Origin of the sequence: Cellulomonas chitinilytica, from assembly GCF_016862675.1 — a bacterium.
Taxonomy (GTDB): Bacteria; Actinomycetota; Actinomycetes; order Actinomycetales; family Cellulomonadaceae; genus Cellulomonas; species Cellulomonas chitinilytica.
Genome location: NZ_BONK01000010.1, coordinates 207890 through 228091 on the forward strand (window position 1 = coordinate 207890; position 20202 = coordinate 228091).

The window sequence follows — 20202 nt, forward strand, 5'->3', positions numbered from 1 at the left end:
GGCCTCGGGAGCGGCGCCGGCGGGGCGGCGGAGGCCGTCGCCGGTGAGCGCAGCGCAGACCGCCACGCCTACGGCAGGATGACGGCGTGACTGCTGAGACCGAGCCCGACCGTTCCCTCGTCCGCGGCCGGGTCGTGACCCCGTCCCGCGTCCTCGACGACGGCGTCGTCGTCGTCGAGCAGGGCGTCCTCACGTGGGTCGGCCCGGCGGAGCACCTGCCCGAGCACTGGGGCCCGGCGCCGGCGGCGGAGCCGACGGCGTCCGTGCTCCCGGGGCTCGTCGACCTGCACTGCCACGGTGGGGGTGGCGCGAGCTTCCCCGACGCGACCGACGCCGAGACGGTGCGGCGCGCGGTCGACGAGCACCGGCGACACGGCACGACGAGCCTGGTGGCGTCGCTCGTCACGGCACCGCGGGACGTGCTCCTCGCGCGGACCGCGTTGCTCGCGGACCTGGCCGACGCCGGCGAGATCGCGGGCATCCATCTGGAGGGCCCGTTCCTGTCCGCCGCCCGGTGCGGTGCGCAGAACCCGACGGACATGCTGACGGGCGACCCGGTGCTCGTCGCGGACGTCGCGCGGGCCGCCCGTGGTCACCTCGTGACCATGACGGTCGCGCCCGAGGTCCCGGGGGTCGCCGACGGGAGCGGGGACGCGGACGACGTGCTCGCGGCGCTCGTCGCGGCGGGTGCGGTGCCGTCGATCGGGCACACGGACGCGTCGGCGGAGCAGGTGGACGCGGCGGTCGACCGCGGCTTCGACCTGCTCGCGGCCTCGTCGACCACGCGCGCCGTGCGGCTGACCGCCACGCACCTGTTCAACGGGATGCGTCCGCTGCACCACCGCGACCCCGGCCCGATCGCCGCCTGCCTCGCGGCGGGCGCGCGGGGCGAGCTGGTCGTGGAGCTGGTGGCGGACGGCACGCACCTCGCGGACGGCACGGTGCGCAGCGTGTTCGACGTCGTCGGCGCGGACGCGATCGCCCTGGTGACGGACGCGATGGCGGCCGCGGGCATGCCGGACGGCGACTACCGCCTGGGCCCGATGGCCGTGCGGGTCGCCGACGGGGTCGCGCGGATCGTCGACGACGCCGGTGCGTCGGGCGCGATCGCCGGGGGAGTGGCGCACCTCCTCGACGTGGTGCGTCAGGTCGTCGCCGCGGGGATCGGGTTGGTCGACGCGGTCCGCGCGGCGGCGACGACGCCTGCCGAGGTGCTCGGACGGCGGGACATCGGCGCGCTCGTGGTCGGGCGTCGTGCGGACCTGCTGGTGACGGACGCCGACCTGCGTCCGGTGCGCGTGATGCGGGGCGGGCGGTGGCTGCCCGACGCCTGACCTCAGGCCGGCGCAGGCCCGGTGCTCGCGCGCACGGTGAGGACCGGGGACAGGAGCCGGGTCTCGGCGGGCTGGTCGCCGTCGAGCCGCGCCGCGGCCATGTCGACGGCGACGGAGCCGATGGTCATGGCGGGGATGTCCACGGCCGTCAGCGGCTGCTGCTGCCCGACGGCCACGTCCTCGGGGCACACGGCGACGACGGAGATGTCGCGGGGGATCTCCTTGCCCCGCTCGCGCAGCGTGGCGAGCACGACGGGGAGCGCGACCTCGTTGTGCACGACGAGCGCGGTGACGTCGGGCAGCTGGTCGAAGACGCGGTCGACCGCGTCGACGGCGCCCGCGTGGGAGGACTCGCACGGCACGAAGAGCCCGGCGATGCCGCGTCGCGCCGTCTCGGTGGTGAAGCCGTGGACCATGCGCTGCGCGTAGGTGGTGCGTCGCTCGAGCACGAGGTGCGGTGACCCGACGAGCGCGATCTGCCGGTGGCCGAGGTCCGCGAGGTGATCGACGGCGAGCCGCGCGGAAGCCTCGAAGTCGAGGTCGACGCACGACAGGCCCTGCGGGTCGCGTGGCAGGCCGATGAGCACGGCGGGCTGCTTCTGGCGGCGCAGCAGGGGCAGGCGCGGGTCCTCGGCCTCGACGTCCATCATGATGAGCGCGTCGACCATCGAGCCGGCCGCGACGCGGTCGACGCCGGCGAGGTCGTCCTGGGTGAGCAGCAGGACGTCGTGCTCGAAGTCGCGGGCGCGGGTGACGACACCGGTGACGAACTGCATGATGACGCCGACGTTGACGTCGACGCGCAGCGGGGCCATGAGCGCGAGCACGTTGGTGCGCTGGGACGCGAGCGCCCGGGCGCCGGCGTGGGGCCGGTAGCCGAGCTCGCGGACGGCCCGTTCGACGCGAGCCCGGGTGGGGGCGGAGATGGGCCGCTTGCCGGAGAGCGCGTAGGACACGGTCGAGACGGAGACGCCGGCGGCGCGCGCGACGTCGTCGATCGTGGTCACGGCGGCACCCTCCTGAAGTCATTGCCCGGGCGCACCGCCTGGGACGGGAGTCACCCTATCCGGCCGTGCGCGCAGGACGGTCGACCGCCTCGCTCGCAGCGTCGCGAGTCGGTGAAGCGCTTCGACGCTAGCGCGCGAGCATGTCCGTATTCAAGTATCAAAGATCGCCTAGACACCGACAAACCCGCGCGCTAATGTCATCGAAGCGCTTCGACGCAACAGGGCGTTCCCGCCCAGCCATCCACTCGATGAGGAGACCCCGGATGAGGATCAGCACACGGCGTTGGGCGGCCGTCACGGCCGCCGCCCTCCTGACGCCGCTCGCGTTGGCCGCCTGCAGCAGCGGCGGCTCGGACAGCTCGGGCGACGACGGTGCCGACGCCAAGACGCTCACGATCTGGCACTACGAGAACGACGAGTCCGCCATGGGCCAGGCCTGGAACAAGGCCATCGAGATCTTCAAGGACGAGCACCCCGGGGTCACGGTCGACCTGGAGCACCAGACGTTCGAGCAGATCCAGAAGAACGCCAAGATCGTGCTCACCGGCGACGACGTGCCGGACGTCATGGAGTACAACAAGGGCAACGGGACCGCCGGCCAGCTCGCCTCGCAGGGCCTGCTCACCTCGCTGACGGACGTCGCCAAGGAGAAGGGCTGGGACACCAAGCTCAGCGGCTCCCTGGCCACCACCGCCACCTACGACGAGAACGGCCTCATGGGCTCGGGCGACTGGTACGGCGTGCCGAACTACGGCGAGTTCGTCGGCGTCTACCTCAACGACGACATGTTCGCGGCGAACGGCATCGAGGTCCCCACCACGTTCGACGGCTTCGAGCAGGCGCTCGCCGCGTTCAAGGCCAAGGGCATCACCCCGCTCGCCGAGGCCGGCGCCGAGTACCCGCTCGGCCAGCTCTGGTACGAGCTCGTGCTGCACTACGGCGACCGCACGCTCGTCGACGACTACCAGCTCTTCAAGAACGACGTCGACTGGCACGGCGACGCCATGACCAAGGCCACCGAGAAGCTCGACGAGTGGGTCAAGAAGGGCTACATCGCGTCCGACTCCGCCGGCCTCAAGGCGGAGGACATGGGGGTGTCGTTCATCGACGGCACCTACCCGGTCATGGTCTCGGGCTCGTGGTGGTTCGGCCGCCTGACCAGCGAGATCAAGTTCAACTGGTCGCAGACGCTCTTCCCCGAGAACACGCTGCACCCGGGCTCGTCGGGCAACATCTGGGTCGTCCCCACCAACGCGAAAGCGAAGTCGCTCGCGGAGGACTTCATCGACATCACCCTGCGGCCCGAGGTCCAGGACGTGCTCGGCCAGGCCGGTGGCCTGCCCGTCGCCGGTGACGTCTCGAAGATCACCGACCCGAAGACCGCCGAGCTCACCAAGAACTTCACCGACATCCTCGGTGACGACGGACTGGCCTACTACCCCGACTGGCCGGTCGCCGGGTTCTACGACGTGATCGTCAGCCAGCTGCAGTCGCTCGTGAACCAGTCCAAGTCGCCCGACGAGGTGCTCGACGGCCTCCAGGACGCGTACGAGTCCGGCAAGAAGGACCTGCTGGGCGAGTGATCCGACGGCCCCGGGCGCAGCACACCCGCGCCCGGGGCCCCGGACCTCTCCCGGACGGAGGAACCTCATGACCCTCGAGTCGATCGAGCGCGCCGAGAGCGCGTCGACCACCGCCACCCCACCGGCGGGCCCGACGAAGCCGCGTCGCAGCCGGCCCGGATGGGTCCCGTACCTGCCGTACCTGATCCCCGGAGCGGTCGGCTTCGCGGTGGTCATCGGGATCCCGTTCGTGCAGAACGTGATCCTCAGCTTCCAGAAGTGGAAGGGCGGCATGGCCCCCCACCACTGGGTGGGGCTGCAGAACTACCAGGACCTGCTGCAGGACGAGCAGTTCTGGACGTCGTTCCGGAACTCCATCTCGATGATCGTCGCGATGGTCGTCGTCCCGACCCTCATCGGCCTGCTGCTGGCGTCCGTGCTGTTCGACTACATCGGCAAGACGTTCGGCGGACGGAGCGCGACGGTACTGAGGGCCACGTACTACCTGCCGCAGATCCTGCCGATCGCCGTCGCCGGCGTGCTGTGGAACTGGATCCTCAACGCGCAGACCGGGGCGGTCAACGAGATCCTGCGGTCGTGGGGCGTCGAGAACCCGCCCAACTGGCTCGGGTCGCCCACCACCGCCATGCCGAGCGTGATGCTGGTGCTCATCTGGGTGCAGATCGGCTACCCGGTCGTGGTGTTCATGTCGGCCCTGCAGCGCGTCGACCCCGAGCTGTACGAGGCGGCGGAGCTCGACGGCGCGGGCTGGTGGCGGCGGTTCCGCGCCATCACCGTCCCGCAGATCCGCCCCGAGACGTTCGTCGTGGTGCTCACCTGCACGGTGGCCGCGCTCAAGGTGTTCGGCCCGATCTACGTGCTGACCCGCGGCGGCCCGGAGAGCTCGACGCTCGTGCCGAGCTACTACTCGTACCTCAACTTCTTCGACAAGTCGAAGGTCGGCTACGGCGCCGCCGTCGCGAACGTGCTCACGCTCGTGATCGTCGTCGTCGCCGCCGTGATCCTGGTCTTGCAGGCGCGCTATGAGCGCAAGGAGGAGGGTCGCTGATGGCCACCGCAACGCTGACGGCCCGGCCCGTCCCCGCCACCGCGAACAAGAGCCGGCACCACCGCGGCACGGCCCGCTGGGTCGTCCTCGCCCTCGCGGCCCTCGTCGCCCTCGCGATGCTGGTGCCGTTCCTCATCATGCTGCTCAACGCGTTCAAGTCCCCGGCGGACTACTCGCAGAACGGCCCGCTGAGCCTCCCGCACGAGTTCTACACGGAGGGCGTCACGAACTTCTGGACGCGTGTGAACTTCCCGCAGAAGCTCGTCAACTCCATCTGGATCTCGGGCGCGGTCGCGATCGCCGGGACGCTGCTGTCGCTGTTCAACGCCTACGCGATCGGCGTCGGCCGTGTGAAGGGCCGGCTGTGGATCGTCACGCTGTTCCTGCTCGCGACGATGCTCCCGCAGGAAGCGCTCATCTACCCGCTGTTCACGATGGCCTCCGACGTGGGCCTGTCGAACTCGCCGTGGTCGGTGATCATCATCTTCACCGTCATCCAGTCGGCGTTCGGCACGTACCTGCTGAGCTCGGTGCTCGGCACGTTCCCGAAGGCGCTGCTCGAGGCCGCGGCCCTGGACGGCGCGAGCCGCTGGCAGGTGCTGTGGAAGGTCGTCTTCCCAGTGGTCCGGCCCACGCTGTCGGTGCTGATGATCTTCTTCTTCATCTGGACGTGGAACGAGTTCTTCATCCCGCTGGTGATGCTCACGACGAACGACACCCAGACGATCCCGGTGGCCCTCGCCTCCCTGCAGGGCGACCGCATGATGGACGCGCCGACGACGAATGCCGGGGCCCTCGTCTCGCTCGTCCCCGCGGTCGTCTTCTTCCTCCTCTTCCAGCGCACCCTGACCCGTGGCGTGACCGCGGGCTCGGTGAAGTGACCTCGTACGGCACACGAGCAAAGGCACAGGCATGAAGTTCACCGACGGCTACTGGCAGCACCTCCCGGGCGTCCGCGTCCTGCACCCGCGCGCGGTCGCGGACGTGAGCGTCGAGCAGGACACGCTCACCGTCTACGCCGCCACGGCGCCGCTCGCGACGCGCGGCGACACCCTGAACAGGCCGCTGGTCACCGTGACGTTCAGCAGCCCGATGGACGACGTGATCGGCGTCCGCATCGAGCACCACACCGGCGGTGTGGACGCAGGACCCGCGTTCGAGCTGGCCAGGACCGGCGCGGACGTGAAGGTGGTCGGCCCGGAGCAGGACGAGGACGGCGTCGCGACGTTCCGCGCCGGCGGCCTCACCGCCCGGGTGTCCACCCGAGGGGAGTGGGGCGTGCAGTTCGAGGCCGACGGCCGCGTGCTCACGTCCTCGACCCCCCGCAGCGTCGGAGTCGTCACCGACGCTGCGGGGGACCCCTACGTGCACGAGCAGCTCACGCTCGGCGTGCGCGAGCACGTGTACGGCCTGGGGGAGCGGTTCGGTGCGTTCGTGAAGAACGGCCAGTCGATCGACATCTGGAACGCCGACGGAGGCACGGCCAGCGAGCAGGCGTACAAGAACGTGCCGTTCTACCTGTCCGACCAGGGGTACGGCGTCTTCGTCGACCACCCGGGCAAGGTCGCGTTCGAGGTGGGTTCCGAGGTCGTGTCCCGCACGCAGTTCTCGGTCGCCGGCGAGGCGCTGCAGTACTACGTCATCCACGGCCCGACGCCGAAGGACGTGCTGCGCCGGTACACCGCGCTCACCGGCCGGCCCGCCCGCGTGCCCGCCTGGTCGTACGGACTGTGGCTGTCGACGTCGTTCACGACCTCGTACGACGAGGAGACGGTGATGTCGTTCGTCGACGGCATGGCGGCGCGGGACATCCCGCTGAGCGTCTTCCACTTCGACTGCTTCTGGATGCGCGGCTTCCACTGGACGGACTTCACCTGGGACCCGGCGACGTTCCCGGACCCCGAGGGCCTGCTGTCCCGGCTGCACGCCCGCGGCCTCAAGGTGTGCGTCTGGATCAACCCGTACATCGCGCAGCGCTCGGCGCTGTTCGAGGAGGGCCGTGCGGGCGGCTACCTGGTGACGCGGGCCGACGGCTCGGTGTGGCAGACCGACCAGTGGCAGGCCGGCATGGGCCTCGTCGACTTCACGAACCCCCAGGCGGTCGCCTGGTACTCCGACCACCTGCGCCGGCTGCTCGGGCAGGGCGTCGACGCGTTCAAGACGGACTTCGGCGAGCGGATCCCCACGGACGTCGTCTGGCACGACGGCTCCGACCCGGAGCGGATGCACAACTACTACACGCACCTCTACAACAAGGCGGTGTTCGACGTCCTGACGGCCGAGCGCGGCGAGGGCGAGGCGGTGCTGTTCGCCCGCTCGGCAACGGCCGGGGGCCAGCAGTTCCCCGTGCACTGGGGCGGCGACTGCGAGTCCACGTTCACGTCGATGGCGGAGTCGCTGCGCGGCGGCCTGTCGCTCGCGTCGTCGGGCTTCGGGTTCTGGAGCCACGACATCGGCGGCTTCGAGGGCACCCCGGACGCGGCCGTGTTCAAGCGGTGGCTCGTGTTCGGCCTGCTGTCGTCGCACAGCCGGCTGCACGGCTCCGACTCCTACCGCGTGCCGTGGGCGTTCGACGAGGAGGCCGTGGACGTCGCCCGGAAGTTCACGCACCTCAAGCACGCGCTCATGCCGTACCTCGCGCAGGTGGGTGCCGAGGCGCACGAGCAGGGCATCCCCGTGATGCGCCCGATGGTCCTCGAGTTTCCCGACGACCCGGGGGCCGCGACGGTGGACACCCAGTACATGCTCGGCGGCCAGATCCTCGTCGCGCCGGTGTTCAGCGAGCAGGGCGACGTGGACGTCTACCTGCCGGAGGGGGAGTGGACGTCCCTGCTGACCGGCGAGCAGGTCACCGGGCCCCGCTGGGTGCACGAGCGGCACGACTTCCTGTCGGCGCCGGTGTACGTCCGGGCCGGTGCGGTGCTCCCGGTCGCGGCGCGGACCGACCGCCCCGACGGGGACTGGGTGGACGGGGTCACGCTCCGCCTGTTCGGCCTGCCCGACGGGCACCGGTCCGTGGTCGAGGTGCCGGCGCCGGACGGCGGTGAGGGTGCGACGTTCGTCGTGCGCCGCACGGGCCGGACCGTCACCGTCGAGGCGCGCGGCACGACGCGCGCGTGGCACGTGCAGGTCGAGCCCGGCCCGCGCCGTGCGGGCGTGCACGCGTCCGTGCCCGCCGGTGGGACGATCGTGGAGCTCGCAGTCTGACCTGTGGCGGGCGCCCCGGAGCCTGTCCGGGGTGCCCGCGCACGTCCCGGGGGCCCGCCCAGGTCCTCGCACGAGGGGTCGCGGGAGCGATCCCACGGGTGTATCGTATCGATTCGACATTTCGCAGAGCCGCAGCGTCATCCCCGCGTCGACCGCTCCACGCCGACGCCGCCCCCCGCCTCCGCCGACCCGAAGGACCGCCATGCCGACCACGCGCCCGTCCGGACGCCAGCTGCCCGCCGACTTCCTCTGGGGCTCGGCCACCGCGTCGTACCAGATCGAGGGTGCGCACGACGAGGACGGCCGCCAGCCGTCCATCTGGGACACGTTCTCGCGCACGCCCGGCAAGGTCCTCGACGGCGACACCGGCGACGTGGCCGTGGACCACTACCACCGGGTCCCGCAGGACGTCGCGATCATGAAGGACCTCGGCCTGCAGGCCTACCGGTTCTCGGTCGCATGGCCCCGGATCCAGCCCACCGGCTCGGGCGAGTTCAACCAGGCCGGCCTCGACTTCTACTCCGACCTCGTGGACCGGCTCATCGACGCGGGCATCAAGCCCGTCGTCACGCTGTACCACTGGGACCTCCCGCAGCCCCTCGAGGACGAGGGCGGCTGGGCCAACCGGCGCACGGCGCTGCTGTTCGCCGACTACGCGCGCAAGCTCGCCGAGGTGCTCGGCGACCGCGTGCACCTGTGGACCACGCTCAACGAGCCGTGGTGCTCGGCGTTCCTCGGCTACGCGTCCGGCGTGCACGCCCCCGGCGTCACCGACGCGGCCAAGTCCCTCGCCGCGGTGCACCACCTCAACCTCGCGCACGGCCTCGCGGGCCGCGCGATCCGCGAGGTGCTCGGCGACGACACCCCGATCTCGATCACGCTCAACCTGCACGTCACGCGGGCCGCGACCGAGGCGCCCGAGGACGTCGAGGCCAAGCGTCGCATCGACACCATCGCGAACGAGGTCTTCCTCGGCCCGCTGCTCGGCGGCGAGTACCCCAAGGAGGTGTTCGCCGACACCGAGCACATCTCCGACTGGGGCTTCGTGCTCGACGGCGACCTCGACCTCATCCACATCCCGCTCGCCGTCCTCGGCGTGAACTTCTACGCGACGGGCCGCGTGAAGCACGGGACCGGTCCGGACCTCGAGCCCGGCACGCCGGGCCCCGACGGGCACCGCGTCTCCGAGCACACCCCGTGGGTCGGGGCGGACGACGTCGAGTGGCTGCCGCAGCCCGGCCCGCACACGGCGATGGGCTGGAACATCGAGCCGCAGGGCCTCGTCGACCTGCTCCTCGAGCTGCGCGACCGCTACCCGAACCTGCCGCTCGCCATCACGGAGAACGGCGCCGCGTTCTACGACACGGTCAGCGAGGACGGTCGGGTGCACGACGCCGACCGCGTCGCGTACCTGCACGACCACATCGACGCCGTCGGCGAGGCCATCGAGGCCGGCGCGGACGTGCGCGGCTACTTCGTGTGGTCACTGCTCGACAACTTCGAGTGGGCGTACGGCTACGACCGCCGCTTCGGCGTCGTCCGGGTCGACTACGACACGCACGAGCGCACCGTGAAGGACTCGGGCCTCTGGTACCGCGAGCTCATCCGCACCGGGACCGTCGCCCCCGCGGAGACGGCCGCCTCGCTCTGACCCGCCAGATCGCCCGGCCGCACGAGCCGACGACCCGTCCCCGCCGCCGCGGGGGCGGGTCGTCCTGCTGTCCGGGACAGGCCCGGGGGAGGATGGACCCATGCCGCGCAGCCGACGCTCGACGAAGCGTCCGTACGGCGCCGAGCACGTCGAGCTCGACCTCGACCGCGCCACCGGCGGTCGCACCGCGCAGAGCGCACCCGACGGCGAGTGGGTGGTCCAGAAGGTCCGCGGCTCGGACCGGGAGTTCCGCTGCCCCGGCTGCGACCAGCTCGTCACGCCGGGGACGCCGCACGTCGTCGCGTGGAGGTCCGACGGGCTGTTCGGCGAGGCCCTCGACGACCGCCGGCACTGGCACTCGTCCTGCTGGCAGGCCCGGGGCCGACGCGGCCCCACGAGGCGTTAGCGTGGCCGCGTGACCCCCGAGCCGTCCCGCCCGCCCCGGCTCGTCGCCTCCGACCTCGACGGCACGCTGCTGCGACCGGACGGCACGCTGGCCCCCCGCACGGCCGCCGCCCTCGAGCGCGCGGCGGACCTCGGCATCGACGTCGTGTTCGTGACCGCCCGCCCGCCGCGCTGGCTCACCGAGCTCGCCCCGCACGTCGCGGGCCACGGCGTCGCGATCTGCGCCAACGGTGCCGCGGTCGTCGACGTCACGACCGGGTCGGTGCTCAGCGAGCACGGCATGCCGCCGGCGCTGGTGGCACAGGTCGCCGGCCAGCTCCGTGAGGCGTGGGGCGTCGAGCACGTGCACCTCGCCGTCGAGAGCGCCGACGGGTTCGCCGCCGAGGCAGGGTTCCGCTCGGAGCACCCCGTGCCGTCGGGCAGCGCGGTCGCGGAGCGGATCGAGGACGTCCTGACGGCATCCACGTTCAAGCTGCTCGTGCGTACCTCTCGCCCGGGCGGACCGTCGTTCGCGCTCGACCTGGCCGACGTGCTCGGCGACGTCGCGCTCGTCTCGGACTCGGGAGCCGTCGGGCTCGGGGAGATCTCCGGCCCGGGTGTCACGAAGGCGGCGACGCTCGCACGCTGGGCCACCGCACGCGGCATCGGGGCGCAGGACGTCTGGGCGATGGGTGACGCACCGAACGACCTCCCCATGCTCACGTGGGCCGGCCGCTCGTTCGCCGTCGCGAACGCGTTCCCCGAGGTCCTCGCCGCCGCCACCGACCGGTGCGCGTCGAACGCCGACGACGGTGCCGCCGACGTGCTCGAGCTCGCCGCGGCGCTGGCGGCCGACGCGAGCGCGGGACACCGCTGACCTAGGCTCGTGCCGATGAGCACGCACACGGAGAACGCCGACCAGCACGCCGTCCAGCACGCCGACCAGCGTGCCGACCAGCACGGCACCCCGATCCGTTCGCTCACGGTCCTGCCCGCCCTCCGCGAGGACGTCGAGCTCCACACCGCCGACGGCCTCACGCTCGTCGGCGAGCTCGCCCTCCCGGTCGGCCCGGACGGCGCCCCCGCCACCCCGACCGCGACCCTCGTGACGCTGCACCCGCTGCCGACGCACGGCGGCTACATGGACTCGCACGTCTTCCGCAAGGCGGCCTGGCGCCTGCCCGCGCTCGCGGGTCTCGCGGTGCTCCGGTTCAACACGCGCGGCACGTCGAGCCCGCGTGGCACGAGCGGGGGCGCCTTCGACGGCGGGGCGGCGGAGCGGTTCGACGTGCACGCCGCGATCGAGTTCGCCGAGTTCCACGACCTGCCGAACCGCTGGCTCGTCGGCTGGTCGTTCGGCACCGAGCTCGCCCTCATGCACGGTCGCGACCCGTCGATCGAGGGCGCGATCCTGCTGTCGCCGCCGCTGCACCGCGCCACCGACGCCGACCTCGACGCCTGGGCGGCGTTCGGCAAGCCGCTGGTCGTCCTGGTCCCCGAGCACGACGACTACCTGCAGCCCGACCAGGCCCGCGCGCGCTTCGCCCGCGTCCCGCAGGCGGAGGTGATCGGGGTCGACGGCGCCAAGCACCTGTGGGTCGGCGAGACCGCCGTCCGGCGCGTGCTCGACGAGGTCGTCGCGCACGTCCTGCCTGGGTCCTCTCCGTTGCCGACGCGTTGGGACGGGCCGAGCAGCACCGCGACGAGCGGGCTGGCCCCCGCAGGGGAGGAAGACGCATGACGCTGCACACGTACCGGACGGACGGCGCCGGGCTGCCGCTCGTGCTGCTCCACGGGTTCCCGCTCGACCACCGGATGTGGGACGCCGTCGCGGCGCTCGTCCCGGGGGAGCGGCCCGTGCTCGCCGTCGACCTGCCCGGCACCCCCGCGGACGCCGAGACGCTCCCCGAGCCGTCGATCGAGGCCTCGGCCGACAGGGTCGCCGCCGAGCTCCGGTCCGCCGGCCTCGACCGCGCGGTCGTCGCGGGCCTGTCCATGGGCGGGTACGTCGTGCTCGCCCTGCTCGAAAGGCACCCCGAGCTGGTCGCGGGCGCGGGCCTGCTCGACACGAAGTCGACGGCCGACACCGACGACGCCCGGGCCAACCGGCTCCGCATCGCCGACGAGGCCGAGCAGAGCGGCACCGTGGCGCCCGTCCGACCCATGTCCACCGGGCTGCTCGGCGAGACCAGCCGCACCTCGCGGCCGGAGCTCGTCGACGAGCTCGCGGGCTGGATCGAGCACCAGCGACCCGAGGGGATCGCCTGGTCGCAGCGCGCGATGGCGGCCCGCCCGGACCGGACGGACGTGCTGCGCCGGTTCACCGGTCCGGTGCTCGTGCTCGTCGGCGACGAGGACACCGTCACACCCGTCGCGGCAGCGGAGCACATGGCGGCCGCCGTCCCGCAGGCGGCGCTCGTCGTCGTGCCGCACGCCGGGCACATGTCCGCGCTCGAGCAGCCCGCCGCCGTCGCCGACGCGCTCGGCGAGCTGGCGCAACGCACCGACACCGAGGCGTCGACGACCGCCTGAGGGGACGTCGCCGAGGCGACGTCAGCCGTGCAGCACCCGGTCCAGCGCCTGCACGAGGTCCAGCGACTCGCCGTCCTTGCCGCCCGCACCGAGCACGAGCGGCGGGTCGGACGGCGCCGGTGTCACGCCACGGAACCGTGCTCCGAGGCTCGACGGCGCCGTGAGCACGTAGAACGCGCCGTCGACGTCGACCGCGAGCGACTCGTCACGCCGGAGGTACCAGCCGCGCAGCGGCGTCCGGAACCTCGAGCGCCCGTCGTAGCTGCGGGCCCGCAGCTCGACGGGTGCCGGGCCGTGAACCGTCGCCTCCTGGACGAACGCCGCGATCAGCTCACGTGCGCGCGCCGACTCGGCGAGGCGCCGGCTCTCGAGCGCGTCCGCGTGCGCCTGCGCGGCGGCCCGCCTGTCGTCACGCCAGCGTGCGGCGGCATCGGGGTCCGACGTCACCGTGCGCCGCTCAGTGCTGCGCCGCGGCGGTGTCCCCGGCGGTCTTCCCGGACCCCCGGTCGCCGCCGTCGCCCTCGGGGGCGTCGGCCGTCGTCTCCTGCGCCGCCGCCTTGTCGGAGCCTGCCTCGTCGGACCGGTCGGCCGCGGTGTCCTGCGGCGCGCTCGCGGTGACCACAGGGATCGCCGCGGAGACGGGCGCGGGCCGGGCCTTGGTCCGTGGGGCGGGACGCGCCTTGGCGGGGGCGGGCTGCGGACGGTCGGCCGGGGCACCGGCGGAGCGGTCGGAGCCGCCCGCTGCGGCGTCGCTCGTCGCGCCTGCGGGTGCCGCCTCGGCGGCCGGTGCCTCCTTGGCGGCCGGTGCCTCCTTCGCGGGCGCCGGGGCCGGCTCCTTCGCTGCTGCGACCGCGCCGGACGGCGACGAGCCGGTCGCGGCCGGGGCCGGGGTCCGGGGGGCGTCGGCTCCCGCGGTGCCCGACGGCGGAGCTGCCGTGGCGGCGACCGGTGCCGCACCCTTGCCCTGCGCGGGTGCCTTGGCGTCCGGCTTGCCCGCCGGAGCGCCCTTGCCCGACGTGCCGCCGGCCTGCTCCTTCTCGAAGGCCGCCTCGGCCCGCACCGCCCGCTCGAGGCTGGCCCGGTCGGGGTTGTGCCCGAGCAGGTTGCGCAGCTCGTCGAGGTAGGACGTGATCGACTCGCGCTGGCGGTTGAGGTCCTCGACCTGCCGGGTCGCCGTCGTGCGCTCGCGCTCGGACTCGGTCATGGCGTCGTTGATCTGCTTCTCGGCGTGCTCGCGCGCCTCGGCGACGACGCGGTCCGCGTTCCGCCGCGCGTTGGAGACCAGCTCGCGGGCGTGGGACTCCGCGTCGGTGCGCACCTTCTCGGCCTGGGCGAGCGCCTTGGCGACCCGCTCCTCGGCCTCCGCCGCGTGCGCCTCGGCGTCCCGCACGAGACGCTCGGTCTCCGCCCGGGCGGTCTCGTGACGCTCGGCGTCCTCGCGCTCGGCGGCCTCCCGACGGGACGCGATGGTCAGCTCCGCGTCGGCGAGCAGCCGCTCCGCGGATCCGGTCTGCTCGTCGGCCTGGGCCTTCGCCGCGGCGAGCAGCTCGCCCGCCGTGCGGCGCGCCTCGGTGAGGGCCCGCTCGACGTCGAGGCGGGTCCGCTCCCGCAGCTCGCTCGTCTCGCGCTCGGTCGCCGCCCGCAGCTCCGCCGACTCGCGCTCGGTGACGTCCCGCAGCTCGCTCGTCTCGCGCTCGGTGTGGTCGCGCAGGGCGCTCGTCTCGTGCGCGGTGCGCTCGCGCAGCTCGCCGGTCTCCCGGTCGGCCTGCGCGCGTAGCTCGGCCGAGTACTGCTCGGCCTCGGTCCGGAGCGCGACGACGGCCTGCTCAGCCTCGGTCCGCACCACGGCGAGCTCGTCGGACGTGGCCGCCCGCAGCTCGCCCGTCTCCCGCTCGGCGCTCGCACGCACGAAGGCGGCGTACTGCTCCGCCTCGGTCCGCAGCGCGGCGACCTCCGCGGCGACGCGGTGCTGCAGGGCCGTGGCCTCGCGCTCGGCGGTCGCCCGGACGTTGTCCGCGTACTCCTGGGTCTGCACGCGCAGCGACGTGACCTCGGCCGCGGCGGCCTGGCGCGCGGTGCCGATCTCGAGGGCGGCGTCCGACCGCTGTTGGGCGACGTACCGGTCCACCTCGGTCCGGGCGCCGGCCAGCTCGGACTCGATGCGCTGGCGCAGCGCAGTCGTGTCGGCGTCGGCGCTCTGGCGAAGGTCCTGCGCGTAGCGCTCGGCGCTCTCCCGGGCCTCGGTCGTCTCGGCCTCGGTGCGGGACCGCAGCTCGCTCGCGGTGCGCTCGGTGGCGACGCGCAGCTGCGTGGCCTCGTGCTCGACGCTCGCACGCAACGTGCCGAGCTCGCGCTCGAGCGAGCTGCGGCGCTCGGCCTCCTCGGTGGTGATGGCGCTCTGGATCCGCGCGGCCTCGCGCTCCGCCGACCCGACGAGCTCCTCCGCGCGGCGCTGGGCGGCGAGCAGCGTGCTCTCCGCCTCGGACGACGCGGTGGTGCGCACCTCCTCCGCCTCGCGGCGTGCCGTGGCGAGCAGCTCGGCGACCTCGTTCTCGGCGCGCGCCCGCAGCTGGCCGGACGCGAGCTTGGCGCGCGCGAGCGAGTCGGCCGCCTGCGCGTTCGCCTGCGTGACGACGTCGGACGACTGCTCCTCGGCCGAGCGCAGCAGCTGCTCGATGCGCGAGCCGAGGCCCGAGTAGGTGGGACGCTCGGCCTCGCGGAGCTGCCGGTGCGCCTCGGACAGCTCGCCCGCGGCCTGCAGCGTCTTGGCGTCGAGCGCCTCGACCTGCTGACGCGCGTCGGCCAGGGCCTTCTCCAGCGCGGTGATGCGGGCGTCGACAGACTCGCGTTCGTATCCGCGGAAGTTGACGACGGGGAACGGGGTCCGGGCGTCGGGCACGAGGGGTCCTCCAGGTCGCGCGGGTCCCGGCGCGGTGCGGTCTCGGTCGAGGCGCTCGTCGACGGCCGGATCCCGCCCGTCAGGATACGCGTGACAAGCGCCGTGGCGCCTCGCGTCAACCGTGCTGGACCGTGCTCGCGGTGGGCGTGATGTCCGGTGCGTCCGCGCCGGTCGAGGTGCCCGCCAAGACGCCCGTTTCGGACGGAGCGGGCCCCTCTGCCTATCCTGGGGCTTCTCGTCCCGGGAGGATCCTGCGTGCTCAAGCGACTGCTCACCGCCGGCGTCGGCGTCCTAGGACTCGTCGTCGTCGGCCTCGGCATCGCCTCCGCGACGGTCTGGAGGGCGGACGACGTGCTGGTCGCCGAGTCCGGCGGCCAGTCGCGGACGCTGGTCACGGACCCGGGGGTCCTCGAGCTCGGCGGCGACCCGGTGACGATCACGGTGCGCGTCCCCGACAAGGGGCGGGTCGTGCTGGCGGTCGGCCGCGACACCGACGTCGAGGGCTGGGTCGGCACCGACGCGCACGACCGCGTGACGGGCCTGTCCTCCTGGGACCGGCTCGCCGTGACGGGGGTGGAGGCGGCCCCGACCGCCTCCCCGTCCCCGTCGGACGCCGCGGCGCCGCCCGCCGACCCGGCTGCGACGCCCGCTCCGGGGGAGGCGCCGACCGAGGTGTCCACCGTCGCGGACCCGACGGGCAACGACATGTGGGTCGCCGAGTCGCAGGGCGACGGGAGCGCGACGCTCGTGTGGCACGCGCAGCCCGGCCGGTGGAGCCTCCTCGCGGTGAGCCCCGAGAGCGCTGCGGCCCCCACGCTCTCCCTCGCCTGGCCGCGGGTCGTGACGACCCCGTGGCTCTGGCCGTGCGTCGTCGTCGGTGGCCTGCTCGTCCTGCTGTCCGCCGGCCTCCTGCTGCGCGAGTGGCTCCGCCGGCGGGCGGGCATCATCGGTCCGCAGTGGCGGGACGTGACGACGGGCCCCACGCCGGTCGTGGCACCCACCGGTGCGGGGCAGCCCCTGACGCGTCGGCAGCTGCGTGAGGCGGCTGCCGCCGGGGCGTCCGGCGTCACCGCCCCCGCCGCCCCGCGCAACCCGTCGGGCGACCGGGGGTCCGAGGTGCCGGCCCAGGTCGGTACGCCGGCGGGTGCCCGCCCGCCGGTCCCGGCCGCGACGCACGCCGACGGTCCGGGGCTCACGGCGGTGACGGCGGCGTCGAGCCGCCGTGCGCTGCGCACCGGCTCGCAGCCGGTCGTGCCCGCGGGGACGACCTCCGACCGACCCGCCGACGCGGCGGCCCGTCCCGCGCCGAGCCCGGCCGACCAGGCGCGCGCGTCGGGCACGCTGTCCGACACGCCGGCCGGCGGGCCGTCGTCACCATGGGGCTCGTCGCCGGTCGGGGCCGGCCCGGCGGGGTCCCCGCCCCCGACGCCGGGCCGCACCCAGGGGTGGACCCCGGCGGCGCGGACCACCTCAGCAGCTCCTTCCGCCGCGGCCGGGTCCCGGCCGGCGGAAGGCTCGGCACCGCGCCCAGGCACCGGCTCCGGCGGCCCGACGACTTTCGGCCCGACCACCTCACGCCCGACCACCTCAGGCCCGACGACCTCGGGTCCGGCCACCTCGGGCCCGGCCGCCTCCGGCCCGGCCACCTCCGGCCCCGGCCGCCCAGGAGGCCTCAGCAGCGGCCCGGCCGAGCACGCGGCCCACGGCCGCCCCGCCTGGGCCACGGGTCCGATCCCCGTCACGCGGCCCGGAGCCCCGGCGGGTGGGCCGTCCCTTCCGACGCCCGGCGCCGTCGTCGGTGCACCCCGCGCGGGCGCGCCCGGACCCGGCGGGCCGACCACCCCGTCACGCGGCGGCGCACCGGGCGCCGGGACCTCCGGTGCGGGAGCGTCCGACCGGGCGCCCGCGTGGTCGGCGGTCCCGCCGCGTCCGGGTGCGAGGTCGGTCCCGGCGTCGGGTGGCACCGGCGGACCCGACGTCCCCCACGCGACGCACCGACCGACCTGGCTGCAGGAGCCCCCGCCGGGCGGCGCCGCTCGCGGTCCGTCCGGCGCCGAGCCCGGGGACCCGGCGGGATCGCGAGGCGACGCGTGGCGGCGGGCATGGGGCCTGCCGCCGCTCGAGCAGGATGCGCAGCAGGACACGACGAGGGAGGAGGACCGATGACCCGGAACCCGGTCGGCCACCGTCGTCGCGGCATCGCCGCGGGCCTCGCGGTCGCACTCGTGTCGGTCCTCGCGGCGTGCGGCAGCCCGCTCCCGCAGCCCGATCCCGAGCCGGTGCCGCCGGTGGCGCCCGCGGCGGTGACCGTCGCGCAGTCGAACGACGTGCTCACGGACCTCGGCGCCGTGCTGACCGCGGCGGACGCGACGCTCGACGCGAGCGCGCTGCCGCCGCGCGTCGAGGGGCCCGCCCTGGCCGTCCGGTCCGCGGAGTACGTCCGCGCGACGGCGACGGGGGGCGCGAAGCCGCCGACGGTGCTCCCCACGACGGCGCAGGTGCAGATCGTGCCGCAGACCACCACGTGGCCGCGGACCCAGCTCGTGGTGACGACGCAGCCGGACGACCTGCAGGCGCCGCGGATCCTGGCGCTGCAGCAGTCCGCTCCGCGCGAGCCGTACCGCCTGTGGGGCTGGGCGCGGATGGGGCAGGGCGTGCAGATGCCGCCGACGGCGGCGCCGGCGACGGGCAGCGCGGTGCTCGCGCCCGACGCGACCGGGCTCGTCGTGACGCCGACCGAGGCGCTGGCGCAGTACGCGGACCTCCTGGCGAACGGTGCGGCATCCCCGTACGCCGCGACGTTCGCGCCGGACGCGTTCCGCGCGGGCATCGAGGCTGCCCGCGCCGCGACCGTGGCCGGCGTCGAGGCCGCGGGAACGGCGACCGAGACGTACACGCCCGACCCGGCCCCGCAGGTGAGCCTGGCGACCGTCGACGGGGGAGCGCTCGTCGTCGGGCAGCTGACGACGGTGTCGACCGTGACGCTGACGGTCGCGGGTGGGACGATCCCCATCCAGGACCCGTTCTACGCGGCGCTGACCGGCACGCAGTCGGCCGGCACCGCCTTCGTGCGGACGTTCAGCGACGTCCTCGTGATGTACGTGCCCCCCGCGGGCAGCGGTGCACCCGTGCAGGTGCTGGCGGCGGAGCACGCGGTGACGTCCGCGTCCGCGAGCTGACCGGCACCACCCACAACTCCACGACCCGAGCCACCGACGGTGCCGCGCACCGCCCAAGGGAGACGCCCCATGTCGCAGCCCACCGGACCACGACCTCGTCTCGACGCCCGGGGCGCGGTCGACCTGTCGGCCCTCGCCCGGCCCGCGACGCCGCCGCCGGGAACTCCCGGCGGGCTGGCCGCACCGGGCGCGTACGTGCTCGACGTCGACGAGGCGTCGTTCGGCGACCTCGTCCAGAGATCGACGTCGCACCCCGTGGTGGTGGTGCTCTGGGCGTCGTGGAGCGAGGTCAGCTCGACGGTGGCCGCGGACCTCGCCGCCCTGGCGGAGGAGGACGGCGGGCGCTGGCTGCTCGCCCGCATCGACGCGGAGGCGAACCCTCAGGTGGCCGCCGCGTTCCAGGCGCAGTCCGTGCCGACGGTGGTCGCCGTGCTCGCCGGCCAGCCGCTGCCCCTGTTCCAGGGGGCCTACCCCAAGGACCAGGTGCGGGCCGTCGTCGACCAGGTGCTCGCCGCCGCCGAGGCGAACGGCATCACGGGGCGCGTGACGCCCGCCGGCCCGGACGACAGCACGCCACCGGCCGCCGAGCCCGACCTCCCGCCGCTGCACCAGGCCGCGTACGACGCGATCGAGCGCGACGATCTGCCGGCGGCGACGGCGGCCTACGAGCAGGCGCTCAAGGAGAACCCCCGCGACTCGCTCGCGCGCGCGGGCCTGGCGCAGGTCGCCCTGCTGGACCGGACGCGGGACGTCGACCTGCGGGCGGTGCGGGACCTTGCCGCCGGTCGACCGGACGACGTGGACGCCCAGCTCGCGGTCGCCGACGTCGACGTGCTCGGGGGACAGGTGGACGACGCGTTCGGACGGCTCGTCGACCTGCTGCGCACGGTGTCCGGAGCCGACCGTGAGCGTGTCCGGCTCCGGCTGGTCGACCTGTTCGAGGTCGTCGGCGGCGACGACCCGAGGGTCGTGAGCGCGCGCCGCGCGATGGCGAGCGCGCTCTACTGAGCTCCGTCGGGTCCCGTCGGGCACTGTCCTCGCAGGTCAGCGGCTTGCGGGCCGCCCGGCTGGACGCTCGTACGGTGGCGGTGACGGGCGTCACGGGGAGCGGATTTGCTCTTCTCGGCGGGCGCTGCGTAATGTTCTCGATGTCGCCCGGCAGGGAGGAACGGACACCGAAGATCAACTCGGTGGCTGGTCCCCCGGGCAGACAGCCTCGGACACTCCGACCGGCGACACGATCGCCGGTCGACAGGAGTGTCCGGACCTGGAACCTGGTTCCGCCCCGAAAACTCGCCTGACAGGCAAGTTTGACGCGGCAGGCCGGTTCCGCTAAGTTAGAACGGTTGCCTCCGGGCGGGTCGAGAGACCGAAACGG

16 protein-coding genes are annotated in these 20202 nt (G+C 74.1%); 13 read left to right on the forward strand and 3 right to left on the reverse strand.

Going from position 1 to position 20202, the window contains the following annotated elements; translation table 11 throughout:
• Positions 1–86 precede the first annotated feature (86 nt).
• Entirely contained in the window at positions 87–1334 is a 1248-nt protein-coding gene (locus Cch01nite_RS15275) for an N-acetylglucosamine-6-phosphate deacetylase (RefSeq protein WP_203756821.1), read from the forward strand.
• 2 nt (positions 1335–1336) lie between these two features.
• Here the strand turns inward: Cch01nite_RS15275 and Cch01nite_RS15280 are convergent, their stop codons facing one another.
• The gene (locus tag Cch01nite_RS15280) at positions 1337–2341 is read right to left on the reverse strand and encodes a LacI family DNA-binding transcriptional regulator (protein WP_203756823.1); all 1005 of its coding nucleotides are present in this window, start codon (positions 2339–2341) and stop codon (positions 1337–1339) included.
• A gap of 263 nt (positions 2342–2604) precedes the next feature.
• On the opposite strand from Cch01nite_RS15280, the gene Cch01nite_RS15285 reads away from it, so the two are divergent.
• From Cch01nite_RS15285 to Cch01nite_RS15325, 9 genes are all read left to right on the forward strand, one after another.
• Positions 2605–3924, forward strand: coding sequence for an ABC transporter substrate-binding protein (locus tag Cch01nite_RS15285; protein ID WP_239070660.1), 1320 nt, complete (start codon positions 2605–2607; stop codon positions 3922–3924).
• Between the two features lie 67 nt (positions 3925–3991).
• Positions 3992–4972 (forward strand): carbohydrate ABC transporter permease, encoded by a 981-nt coding sequence (locus Cch01nite_RS15290; RefSeq protein WP_203756827.1) that lies wholly within the window; start codon positions 3992–3994, stop codon positions 4970–4972.
• Positions 4972–5853 carry a carbohydrate ABC transporter permease gene (locus Cch01nite_RS15295; RefSeq protein ID WP_203756830.1) on the forward strand — a complete coding sequence of 294 codons (882 nt, stop codon included), beginning with the start codon at positions 4972–4974 and terminating at the stop codon, positions 5851–5853. The genes Cch01nite_RS15290 and Cch01nite_RS15295 overlap by 1 nt, the downstream gene beginning before the upstream one ends.
• A gap of 31 nt (positions 5854–5884) precedes the next feature.
• Positions 5885–8179: an alpha-xylosidase gene (gene yicI / locus Cch01nite_RS15300; RefSeq protein WP_203756842.1), complete on the forward strand. Its 2295-nt coding sequence runs from the start codon at positions 5885–5887 to the stop codon at positions 8177–8179.
• 202 nt (positions 8180–8381) lie between these two features.
• Entirely contained in the window at positions 8382–9830 is a 1449-nt protein-coding gene (locus tag Cch01nite_RS15305; RefSeq protein WP_203756843.1) for a glycoside hydrolase family 1 protein, read from the forward strand.
• Positions 9831–9930: 100 nt separating this feature from the next.
• Positions 9931–10236 carry an Rv1322 family protein gene (locus tag Cch01nite_RS15310; protein WP_203756844.1) on the forward strand — a complete coding sequence of 102 codons (306 nt, stop codon included), beginning with the start codon at positions 9931–9933 and terminating at the stop codon, positions 10234–10236.
• Positions 10237–10245: 9 nt separating this feature from the next.
• Positions 10246–11091, forward strand: a complete 846-nt coding sequence (locus tag Cch01nite_RS15315; protein ID WP_203756845.1) for an HAD family hydrolase — start codon at positions 10246–10248, stop codon at positions 11089–11091.
• A 15-nt stretch (positions 11092–11106) separates the two neighbouring features.
• Positions 11107–11955, forward strand: a complete 849-nt coding sequence (locus tag Cch01nite_RS15320; RefSeq protein ID WP_239070667.1) for an alpha/beta hydrolase — start codon at positions 11107–11109, stop codon at positions 11953–11955.
• Positions 11952–12746 (forward strand): alpha/beta fold hydrolase, encoded by a 795-nt coding sequence (locus tag Cch01nite_RS15325; RefSeq protein WP_203756847.1) that lies wholly within the window; start codon positions 11952–11954, stop codon positions 12744–12746. Before Cch01nite_RS15320 ends, Cch01nite_RS15325 begins: the two co-directional genes overlap by 4 nt.
• 21 nt (positions 12747–12767) lie before the next feature.
• On the opposite strand, the gene Cch01nite_RS15330 is transcribed toward Cch01nite_RS15325, so the two are convergent.
• Together Cch01nite_RS15330 and Cch01nite_RS15335 are read right to left on the reverse strand one after the other, a co-directional pair.
• On the reverse strand, positions 12768–13193 hold the full coding sequence (locus Cch01nite_RS15330; protein WP_203756848.1) for a hypothetical protein: 426 nt from the start codon (positions 13191–13193) through the stop codon (positions 12768–12770).
• Positions 13194–13203: 10 nt separating this feature from the next.
• Positions 13204–15645, reverse strand: coding sequence for a hypothetical protein (locus Cch01nite_RS15335; protein ID WP_239070670.1), 2442 nt, complete (start codon positions 15643–15645; stop codon positions 13204–13206).
• Positions 15646–15900: 255 nt separating this feature from the next.
• On the opposite strand from Cch01nite_RS15335, the gene Cch01nite_RS15340 reads away from it, so the two are divergent.
• From Cch01nite_RS15340 to Cch01nite_RS15350, 3 genes are all read left to right on the forward strand, one after another.
• Positions 15901–17811, forward strand: a complete 1911-nt coding sequence (locus Cch01nite_RS15340) for a hypothetical protein (RefSeq protein ID WP_203756849.1) — start codon at positions 15901–15903, stop codon at positions 17809–17811.
• On the forward strand, positions 17808–18824 hold the full coding sequence (locus Cch01nite_RS15345; protein ID WP_203756851.1) for a DUF8094 domain-containing protein: 1017 nt from the start codon (positions 17808–17810) through the stop codon (positions 18822–18824). The genes Cch01nite_RS15340 and Cch01nite_RS15345 overlap by 4 nt, the downstream gene beginning before the upstream one ends.
• Positions 18825–18893: 69 nt before the next feature.
• A complete protein-coding gene (locus Cch01nite_RS15350) occupies positions 18894–19832 on the forward strand; it encodes a tetratricopeptide repeat protein (RefSeq protein WP_203756853.1) in 939 nt (312 codons plus the stop codon).
• The last annotated feature ends 370 nt before the right edge of the window (positions 19833–20202 follow it).

Excerpts from the sequence above, each read along its gene's own strand:
- Cch01nite_RS15285 (WP_239070660.1), top strand. The coding sequence starts at position 2,605 with ATGAGGATCAGCACACGGCGTTGGGCGGCCGTCACGGCCGCCGCCCTC.
- Cch01nite_RS15295 (WP_203756830.1), top strand. The coding sequence starts at position 4,972 with ATGGCCACCGCAACGCTGACGGCCCGGCCCGTCCCCGCCACCGCGAAC.
- Cch01nite_RS15350 (WP_203756853.1), top strand. The coding sequence starts at position 18,894 with ATGTCGCAGCCCACCGGACCACGACCTCGTCTCGACGCCCGGGGCGCG.
- Cch01nite_RS15320 (WP_239070667.1), top strand. The coding sequence starts at position 11,107 with ATGAGCACGCACACGGAGAACGCCGACCAGCACGCCGTCCAGCACGCC.
- Cch01nite_RS15345 (WP_203756851.1), top strand. The coding sequence starts at position 17,808 with ATGACCCGGAACCCGGTCGGCCACCGTCGTCGCGGCATCGCCGCGGGC.
- Cch01nite_RS15290 (WP_203756827.1), top strand. The coding sequence starts at position 3,992 with ATGACCCTCGAGTCGATCGAGCGCGCCGAGAGCGCGTCGACCACCGCC.
- Cch01nite_RS15325 (WP_203756847.1), top strand. The coding sequence starts at position 11,952 with ATGACGCTGCACACGTACCGGACGGACGGCGCCGGGCTGCCGCTCGTG.
- Cch01nite_RS15310 (WP_203756844.1), top strand. The coding sequence starts at position 9,931 with ATGCCGCGCAGCCGACGCTCGACGAAGCGTCCGTACGGCGCCGAGCAC.
- Cch01nite_RS15305 (WP_203756843.1), top strand. The coding sequence starts at position 8,382 with ATGCCGACCACGCGCCCGTCCGGACGCCAGCTGCCCGCCGACTTCCTC.
- yicI (WP_203756842.1), top strand. The coding sequence starts at position 5,885 with ATGAAGTTCACCGACGGCTACTGGCAGCACCTCCCGGGCGTCCGCGTC.